The organism is Pantoea sp. Seng (assembly GCF_009829935.1).
In the GTDB taxonomy this organism is placed as follows: Bacteria; Pseudomonadota; Gammaproteobacteria; order Enterobacterales; family Enterobacteriaceae; genus Pantoea; species Pantoea communis.
The window spans coordinates 259,298-268,313 of record NZ_SZZV01000007.1 but is presented as its reverse complement, the minus strand read 5'-3'; the positions used below and the strand labels follow the sequence as shown (position 1 = coordinate 268,313).

Here is a 9,016-nt window from a genome sequence, read left to right as displayed (position 1 = left end):
TGAGCTTCACCATTGCCAAAAGCATGGTGATGCAAACCGCAGGCAAGCATTATCCCGCGCCTATCACCGCGGTGAAAACCATTGAAGCGGCATCCGGTTTACGTCGTGACGATGCATTGAAACTGGAAACCGCTGCATTCGTGCCGCTGGCACAAAGCGATGTGGCGCGCGCGCTGGTCGGTATCTTCCTGAACGATCAATATGTCAAAGGCCTGGCGAAAAAGCACAGCAACACAGCCGGTGCACCGCAGCAGGCCGCCGTGTTAGGCGCAGGCATTATGGGGGGTGGGATTGCTTATCAGTCGGCATGGAAAGGCGTGCCGGTGAAAATGAAAGATATTAATCCGCAGGCGCTGACGCTGGGGATGACGGAAGCCAGCAACCTTCTTAACAAGCAACTGGAACGCGGCAAGATTAACGGTGCCAAACTGGCGAGCGTCCTCACGACGATTCAACCTACGCTGGATTACGCCGGTTTCGAACGTGCCGATGTGGTGGTCGAGGCCGTGGTCGAGAACCCGCAAATCAAGGCCAAAGTGTTGGCAGAAACCGAGCAACATCTGCGCGATGATGCCGTACTCGCCTCCAACACATCGACCATTCCGATTAGCCAGCTGGCGCAATCGCTGCAGCGTCCAGAAAACTTCTGCGGCATGCACTTCTTTAATCCCGTACCACGCATGCCACTGGTTGAGGTCATCCGTGGCGAGCAGACCTCAGAAGCCACCATCAGTAAAGTGGTGGCCTGGGCCAGCAAGATGGGCAAAACACCGATCGTGGTGAATGACTGCCCGGGTTTCTTTGTGAACCGAGTGCTGTTCCCCTACTTTGCTGCTTTCAGCCTGCTGCTACGCGATGGCGCTGATTTCCGTCAGATCGATAAGGTGATGGAGAAACAGTTCGGCTGGCCTATGGGCCCGGCCTGGTTGCTGGATGTGGTGGGCATTGATACCGCCCATCACGCACAACAGGTGATGGCGCAAGGCTTCCCTTCCCGCATGCAGAAAGATTACCGCGACGCGATTGATGTGCTGTTTGAAGCCAAACGCTACGGCCAGAAAAACGGCCTGGGCTTTTACAGCTGGGAGCAAGATAAAAAAGGCAAAGCCCAGAAGAAAACCGATCCGGCTGTTGATGCGCTGCTGGAACCGATTTGCGAGCCGAAACGCGTGTTCAGTGATGAGGACATTGCTAACCGTATGATGCTGCCAATGCTCAATGAAGTGGTGCGCTGCCTCGAAGAGAAGATTATCGCCTCACCGGCTGAAGCCGATATGGCGCTGGTGTACGGCCTCGGTTTCCCTCCGTTCCGTGGCGGTGCCTGCCGTTATATGGACACGCTCGGCAACAGCAATCTGGTCGACCAGGCCAAACGATATCTCTCCCTTGGCCCGCTGTATGCGTTACCCGAACTGTTAGTGCATAAAGCGCATCAACAGCAAAGCTGGTATCCCGCAGCCCAACCGATTGACGAAGCGACACTGCAAAGTGCCTGAGGTAATGAATATGGAAAAGGTAGTCATAGTTGATGCAGTGCGCACACCAATGGGACGCTCAAAAGGCGGCGCGTTTCGTCAGGTACGCGCGGAAGATCTTTCGGCGCATCTGATGCGCGAACTGCTGAGCCGCAACCCCGGCGTTGATCCGGCCTCTCTGGATGACATCATTTGGGGATGCGTGCAGCAGACGCTGGAACAGGGCTTCAACATTGCGCGTAACGCAGCACTGCTGGCCGAAATTCCGCACCGCGTGCCCGCCAGCACGGTGAATCGCTTATGCGGTTCGTCAATGCAGGCGCTGCACGATGCGGCACGCGCCATTATGGTGGGCGATGCGCACAGCTGTTTGATTGGCGGCGTCGAACATATGGGCCATGTGCCCATGAGCCACGGCGTTGATTTCCATCCGGGTTTGGGCCGCACCGTGGCAAAAGCCGCTGGCATGATGGGATTAACCGCTGAAATGCTGGCGCGCATGCATCACATCACTCGTGAGCAACAGGATGCCTTTGCGCTGCGTTCACATCAGCGCGCCTGGGCTGCGACTCAACGCGGCGATTTCAAACGCGAAATCGTGCCGACCTATGGCCACGATGCCGACGGCGTATTGAAACGCTATGAAACGGATGAAGTGATCCGCGAAGATACCACGCTGGAAGGGTTGGCTGCGCTGCGTCCCGCGTTTGATCCGGTCAACGGCACCGTTACGGCGGGTACATCATCGGCACTCTCCGATGGCGCGGCTGCCATGTTGATCATGAGTGAAAGCCGCGCGCGCGAACTCGGCCTGACCCCGCGTGCACGTATTCGCAGCATGGCGGTGGTCGGCTGTGATCCTTCCATCATGGGTTACGGTCCAGTGCCAGCCAGCAAACTGGCACTGAAGCGTGCCGGATTAAACGTGCAGGATATTGATCTGTTTGAGCTTAACGAAGCCTTTGCCGCGCAGACACTGCCGTGCATTAAGGATTTGGGATTGCTGGATCAGCTTGATGAGAAAGTGAATTTGAATGGCGGCGCGATTGCGCTGGGGCATCCGCTGGGATGTTCGGGGGCGCGTATCAGCACGACGCTGCTCAATCTGATGGAACGTCGTGATGCGCAATTTGGTCTGGCGACCATGTGCATTGGCTTAGGCCAGGGGATCGCGACGGTGTTCGAACGCGTTTAATACGTTGAAGCACGTGTTCCCGCCCTTTCGGGCGGGCTTTTTGACTCAGATGAAGGCAAACGCATCGCCAAACATCTGCGCTTCAACTGCACCACGTTCCGCGCAAAAACGCTCACGTGCAATCTTTGCCATCTCAAAGCGGCCCGCAATATAGATATCGTGCTCGCTGAGAGTTTCATAGTCCTGCATCACGGCGGTCAACACCGTGCCACTACGTCCATCCCAACCCTCTGCGGGTTGTTCCACCACCGGAATCACCTTGAGATGAGGATGCTTGACCGCCAACGCGTTCAACTCATCCAGATCGTACAAATGCATCAATTCCCGGCCGCCCCAGTAGATGGCGATATCGCGGTCTGGCTGCTGCGCCAGTGCCGTCAGCAGAATCGAACGTGCATAGGAGAAACCGGTGCCGCCCGCGATCAGAATAATGGGGCGATCGCTGTCTTCACGCAGCCAGGCATCGCCATGCGGCATATCCACCGTGATTTGACGATCGTCTTTGATGCGATCCATCACCGCCATCGCGTAGAGATTGAGGTCAGATGCGCCAATGTGCAGCTCAATGATGTCTTTTTCCATCGGGGTTGAAGCCAGTGAGAAGGGGCGCTTATCACGCTCATCCATCACCACCATCAGATATTGCCCCGCGCGGAAAGTAAACTCCGCCGCCGGAATCAAACGAACGCGGTAAACGGTATCCGTAATCGCTTCGACCGAAGTCACCTTGCAGTTTAACGTCGTCATACGTGCCCTTTTTTATGGTTTTCTGCCGCCTTTAGCGCTGCGGCGGCTCGGCAAAGATAGCTAACTCATCCCAAATGGCGTCAATACGCGCGGTCACCGCCGGATCTTTCACAATCGGTGTGCCCCATTCGCGAGTGGTTTCGCCCGGCCACTTATTGGTGGCATCAAGTCCCATCTTCGAGCCCAGGCCGGAAACCGGAGAGGCGAAGTCGAGATAGTCAATTGGCGTATTCTCCACCATCACGGTATCGCGCGCCGGATCCATACGCGTGGTGATCGCCCAAATCACATCGTTCCAGTCTCGTGCGTTGACGTCGTCATCGCATACGATCACAAACTTGGTATACATAAACTGGCGCAGGAAAGACCAGACGCCAAACATTACGCGCTTGGCATGCCCGGCATATTGCTTCTTGATCGTCACCACCGCGAGGCGATAAGAACAGCCTTCCGGCGGCAGATAGAAATCGACAATTTCCGGGAACTGCTTGATCAGAATCGGCACCAGCACTTCATTCAGCGCCACACCCAATACCGCAGGTTCATCCGGTGGACGACCGGTATACGTTGAATGATAAATCGGGTTGCGACGTTGCGTTACGTGCGTCACGGTAAATACCGGGAAGCTGTCTATTTCATTGTAGTAGCCTGTGTGGTCGCCGTAAGGGCCTTCTGGCGCCATGTCACCCGGTTCGATGTAACCTTCTAAAACGATCTCTGCGCTGGCTGGCACTTCAAGATCGTTAGACAGGCACTTCACCACCTCAGTTTTATTACCGCGCAGCAAGCCAGCAAAAGCATATTCCGACAACGTATCGGGTACCGGCGTCACTGCGCCCAGAATCGTGGCCGGATCGGCACCCAGCGCCACGGACACCGGGAAGCGTTCGCCCGGATGGGCTTTGCACCACTCCTGGAAATCCAGCGCGCCGCCGCGATGCGACAGCCAGCGCATGATCACGCGGTTTTTGCCGATCACCTGCTGGCGATAAATACCCAGATTCTGACGTTCCTTATGCGGACCACGCGTGACGGTTAAGCCCCAGGTAATCAACGGCGCGGCATCGCCCGGCCAGCACTTCATCACCGGAATGCGCGACAGATCGACATCATCACCACTGAAGACCTCTTCCTGACACGGTGCATTGCGCAGGCGCTTGGTCGGCATGTTCAGCACTTGTTTGAACTGCGGCATTTTATCGAACAGATCGCGGAAACCTTTTGGCGGCTCGGGTTCTTTCAGAAACGCCAGCAGCTTGCCCACTTCACGCAGCGCGCTGACCTCTTCCTGTCCCATGCCCATCGCCACACGCTTAGGTGTGCCAAACAGGTTACACAATACGGGCATGTCGTACCCTTTCGGGTTCTCAAACAGCAGCGCCGGACCGCCGGCACGCAGGGTGCGATCGGCAATTTCGGTCATCTCCAGCTCAGGATCGATCTCCTGAGTGATGCGCTTTAACTCGCCGCGCTGCTCCAGCAACGCGAGGAAGTCTCGTAAATCCTGATATTTCATGCGGCGTTAGCTTCCAGCCAGGGTGAATTGGCCATTATAGGTCTGATTCACGCCGGCGTGTTGTGGTTTGTGGTTCAAGCTGGCTGACAGGAGAAAGGCACCAGCGATTGAATGGCCAGCACATCGTGATGTGCGGCGATTGGCTCACCATGACGGAACACTTTAAAGTCTTCGCCGCGCGCGCTGTAGTAACGCAGGCGGTTTTCACTGACGTGCAGGAAACTGGCTTCTCGCAGGGCGATCACCGACTCATGTGGATTGACGGCGCAGAACTCCGCCAGACGCTCATCACGCGTTTCCCCCATATGCCCGCTGACGTGAGCATCCAGATAGTGCGGATTGATCTGCACCGGGAACAGGCCTAATGCAGGCAAGACCACGCTGCTGCGCACCGGCATATCGTTGGTGGTACGGATCGATGGCGTAGCCACATTGCAACCGGCGCTCCAGCCGATGTAAGGCACATCTCGCTCACGCACGGCACGCTGAATCGCCACGATCAGTCCGTGCTCATGCAGCATCTGATTGAGGAACCAGGTGTTGCCGCCGCTCACCAGGATCAACTCCGCCTGTTCAATCGCCGCCACCGGGTAGTCAAACTCATGCACGGTGCGCACCTGAATACCCAATGAGTCAGACAGGTCTTGTGCACGCTGCGCATGGTCGCCACGAATAATGGCATAAGGCACCAGCACCGCCGACGTAATGCCGCGCTGCGCAATCATCGCGAGCAGTTGGGGGTGAGCGTAGCTCAACAGTGGCGCGTCTTCGGCCACTTTGCCATTACTTAATAAGAACAGTTCCAATAGCCAGTCCTTTTTCAAATGAGAGCGAAAGATGGGGAAGGAGTCTGATACAGATGGTCATCAGCCGTCAATTTTCTTGCAAGAAAGCGTTAATAAGCCGCACCAATCGGAAAATTCGCAGTGATTTTTATTTCACAGCCGCGTTTCCACTGGCCGATGCGCTATAACTCTGACAGCAGGTTTGTTATTCTTAGCGTCCAATATTTGGGAGCAGTTATGGAATCCTGGTACTTACTCTATTGCAAACGTGGACAGCTGTTGCGCGCGAAAGAGCATCTTGAGCGGCAGGAGGTGAATTGCCTCAGCCCGATGATCGCTCTGGAAAAGATTGTGCGCGGTAAACGCACCACGGTGAGTGAGCCGCTGTTTCCCAACTATCTGTTTATCGAATTCGATCCGGAAGCGATTCACACCACCACCATCAGTAGCACGCGCGGCGTCAGCCACTTTGTGCGCTTTGGCGCGCAACCGGCAACGGTCTCCAGCGAAGTGATTGAAGCGCTGCAAACCGATGTGCCGCAAATTATGCTGGATCCAGAAACGCCACAAAGCGGTGATGAAGTGATCATCACCGAAGGGACTTTTGAGGGGCTGCGCGCTATTTTTGCCGAGCCTGATGGCGAAACCCGCTCGGTGTTACTGCTAAACCTGCTCAACAAACAAGTGATGCGCAGCGTCGACAACAAACAATTCCGTAAGCTTTAAACCAGTTTAAACAGCTGACGTGCGTTGTGATTGACCTGCGCACCCAGCGCTTCAGCCTCTTCCCCACGCCAGTTCGCCACCTGCTGCACAATATGCGGCAGGAAACAGGGCTCGTTTCGACGCGAAGGCGGCCGTGGATGCATATCACGCGGGAGCAGATAAGGCGCATCGGTTTCCAGCAGCAGACGCTCGGCTGGAATCAATGGCAGCATCTCACGCAATTCCAGGCCACGACGTTCATCGCACACCCAGCCGGTAATGCCCACCGATAAGCCCAAGGCCAGGCACGATTCCAGTTCATCACGCGTGCCGGTAAAACAGTGTGCCACCGCGCCCGTCAATTTCGGCAGCCACGGCTCCAGCACTGCAACAAAACGATCGTGTGCTTCGCGGCAGTGGAGGAACACCGGCAGTTGTAACTCTGCTGCCAGCGCCAGCTGTGCATCAAAGGCATACTCCTGCTGGTCGTGCGCCGAGAGATTGCGGTTAAAATCGAGGCCGCATTCACCGATGGCCACCACTTGCTCACTCTCTGCCAGACGGCGCAGCGTGTTCGCCGTCTCCGCCGACCATTCACTGGCGTGATGCGGATGCACGCCGGCTGTAGACCAGCAGTAGCCAGGATGCTGTGCCGCGAGCTGACGCGCCTGCTGGCTCTCCAGCGCATTGGTGCCGGTAATCAGCAGGCCGGTGACGCCTGCTTCGCGCGCGCGTTTAACCACCTGATCGCGATCTTTTGCGAATTGCGTGCTGGTCAGGTTTACACCGATATCAAACATGTCTTCTCCCAAATAAAAACCGCCCAATGTGTGGGCGGTTTAGATTCTTAACGCTCATCCCGCTCGCGTGCGGGAATGCCTTGTCAGGATTCGGTATTCTGTTCCTCATCCTCTGAATCTGACGCCTTGCGCCCTTTACCCACATAGTAACGGGAGAAGAATACGCCGACTTCAAACAGGCAGTACATCGGAATAGCGAGCAAAGTTTGCGAGAAAACATCCGGCGGTGTGAGCAGCATCCCAACAACGAACGCACCAACCAGAATGTAGGGGCGTTTCTTTTTCAAATCCTCTGGCGAGGTAATGCCGGTCCAGCACAGCAAAACAATCGCAATCGGTACCTCAAACGCTACGCCAAATGCCATGAAGAGAGTCATGACGAAGTCGAGATAATTGGTGATATCAGTAGCAATGGTGACGCCCTGTGGCGCGGTTTTGGCAAAGAAGCCAAACGCCAGCGGGAACACGATGAAGTAAGCGAAAGCCACGCCAACGTAGAACAGCAGCGTACTGGAGAACAGCAGCGGCATCACTAGCTTACGCTCATGGCGATACAGCGCAGGCGCCACAAAAGCCCACACCTGATACAAGATCACCGGCACCGCAAGGAACACCGAAACAATGATGGTGAGCTTTATGGGGGTGAAGAACGGTGAAGCCACGTCAGTGGCGATCATGCTGGCACCGGCCGGCATCTGGCTAATCAGCGGCGAAGCCACTAAGTGATAGATGTCGTTGGCGAAATAAACCAGGCACAAAAAGATAGCAAACACCGCAATAATGCAGTTCAGCAAACGCTTACGCAGCTCAATCAGGTGGCTGATGAGCGGTTGGGTATCTTCAACGGCCATGTTTATCTTTCATCTTTTACGGTGGGGGTGGGCGTCGCATTCTGCGCGGTATTAACAGGTGCCGCAGCCTCTGCTGTTACCGGTTGAGGTTTCTGAGCCGGTGCGCTGGCCGGGTGCTCTGCCGCCGCTGGCTGAGGTGCCTGAGCCGGTGCGCTGGCCTGATGCTCTGCCGCCACCGCCTGAGGTGCCTGAGCCGATGCGCTGGCCTTGTGCTCTGCCGTCACCGCCTGAGGTGCCTGAGCCGGTGCGCTAGCCTGATGCTCTGCCGCCGCGGGAGTGACCGGAGGCTGGCTTACCGGTTCAGAAGATGTGCCTGCAGCCGACGGTTGATGAATGGTGTTCGCTTCATCTTCCGCTTTTTCGATATCGATGCTCTGCTGCACAGAACGCTTCATCGAATCGGCGGTTTTACGCAACTCTTCCATCGACTCTTTCAGTTCCGGTGACAGTGAGCCACGGCCCGCTTCCTCAACCTTTTTCAGGCTGTCCTGCAATTCCTGCAGTTTCAGCTCCTGCGCCAGTTCGTTTTGCACGTTAGCAGCCAGGGAGCGAATCGCCCGAATCCAGCCCACGACGGTTTTCACCGCAACCGGTAATCGTTGCGGGCCAAGAACGATCAGCCCGATAACGAACACCAATACCAGTTCACTAAAACCAATATCGAACACAGTTAACCCTTACTTGTCCCGGGCGTCGTCTTTACTCGCCGAGGTTTGCTGTTTGTCTGCCAGAGTCTTGGCGTTGAAGTCAGCGTCCTGCTCTTTCGGTTGATCCTTTTTATCGTCCTCATCGCCCATGGCTTTTTTGAAACCACGAATGGAAGAACCTAAATCCGAACCCAGGTTACGAAGTTTATTGGTACCGAACAGAAGAACAACAATGACGGCAATGATTAACAATTGCCAAATACTGATACCGCCCATGAGATATGCCTCTAATATT

10 protein-coding genes are annotated in these 9,016 nt (G+C 55.8%); 3 read left to right on the top strand and 7 right to left on the bottom strand.

Translation table 11 applies throughout. The features are described 5' to 3' along the window. Both fadB and fadA read left to right on the top strand, forming a co-directional pair. The coding region (gene fadB, locus FD737_RS09895; protein ID WP_160833393.1) for a fatty acid oxidation complex subunit alpha FadB at positions 1-1,496 on the top strand (1,496 nt) is incomplete at its 5' end. A gap of 10 nt (positions 1,497-1,506) precedes the next feature. Then, entirely contained in the window at positions 1,507-2,670 is a 1,164-nt protein-coding gene (gene fadA / locus FD737_RS09890) for an acetyl-CoA C-acyltransferase FadA (RefSeq protein ID WP_160833392.1), read from the top strand. A gap of 45 nt (positions 2,671-2,715) precedes the next feature. Here the strand turns inward: fadA and fre are convergent, their stop codons facing one another. The 3 genes from fre to pepE all read right to left on the bottom strand — a co-directional run bounded on the left by fre (position 2,716) and on the right by pepE (position 5,739). After that, the gene (fre, locus tag FD737_RS09885; RefSeq protein ID WP_160833391.1) at positions 2,716-3,417 is read right to left on the bottom strand and encodes an NAD(P)H-flavin reductase; all 702 of its coding nucleotides are present in this window, start codon (positions 3,415-3,417) and stop codon (positions 2,716-2,718) included. A gap of 31 nt (positions 3,418-3,448) precedes the next feature. Then, on the bottom strand, positions 3,449-4,933 hold the full coding sequence (gene ubiD, locus FD737_RS09880; protein WP_160833390.1) for a 4-hydroxy-3-polyprenylbenzoate decarboxylase: 1,485 nt from the start codon (positions 4,931-4,933) through the stop codon (positions 3,449-3,451). Between the two features lie 74 nt (positions 4,934-5,007). After that, positions 5,008-5,739 (bottom strand): dipeptidase PepE, encoded by a 732-nt coding sequence (gene pepE / locus FD737_RS09875; protein ID WP_160833389.1) that lies wholly within the window; start codon positions 5,737-5,739, stop codon positions 5,008-5,010. Positions 5,740-5,955: 216 nt separating this feature from the next. Between pepE and rfaH the strand changes: the two genes are divergently transcribed. Then, a complete protein-coding gene (rfaH, locus tag FD737_RS09870) occupies positions 5,956-6,444 on the top strand; it encodes a transcription/translation regulatory transformer protein RfaH (RefSeq protein ID WP_038643771.1) in 489 nt (162 codons plus the stop codon). Here the strand turns inward: rfaH and tatD are convergent. The 4 genes from tatD to tatA all read right to left on the bottom strand — a co-directional run bounded on the left by tatD (position 6,441) and on the right by tatA (position 8,997). After that, complete coding sequence (gene tatD, locus FD737_RS09865) at positions 6,441-7,223, bottom strand: 3'-5' ssDNA/RNA exonuclease TatD (RefSeq protein WP_034827928.1); 783 nt, start codon at positions 7,221-7,223, stop codon at positions 6,441-6,443. The two genes, rfaH and tatD, sit on opposite strands and share 4 nt — an antisense overlap. A gap of 83 nt (positions 7,224-7,306) precedes the next feature. Continuing rightward, positions 7,307-8,074 carry a Sec-independent protein translocase subunit TatC gene (gene tatC / locus FD737_RS09860; protein WP_034827926.1) on the bottom strand — a complete coding sequence of 256 codons (768 nt, stop codon included), beginning with the start codon at positions 8,072-8,074 and terminating at the stop codon, positions 7,307-7,309. A 2-nt stretch (positions 8,075-8,076) separates the two neighbouring features. Next, complete coding sequence (gene tatB / locus FD737_RS09855; RefSeq protein WP_160833388.1) at positions 8,077-8,742, bottom strand: Sec-independent protein translocase protein TatB; 666 nt, start codon at positions 8,740-8,742, stop codon at positions 8,077-8,079. Positions 8,743-8,751: 9 nt separating this feature from the next. Continuing rightward, entirely contained in the window at positions 8,752-8,997 is a 246-nt protein-coding gene (tatA, locus tag FD737_RS09850; RefSeq protein WP_038643775.1) for a Sec-independent protein translocase subunit TatA, read from the bottom strand. Between the last annotated feature and the right edge of the window lie 19 nt (positions 8,998-9,016).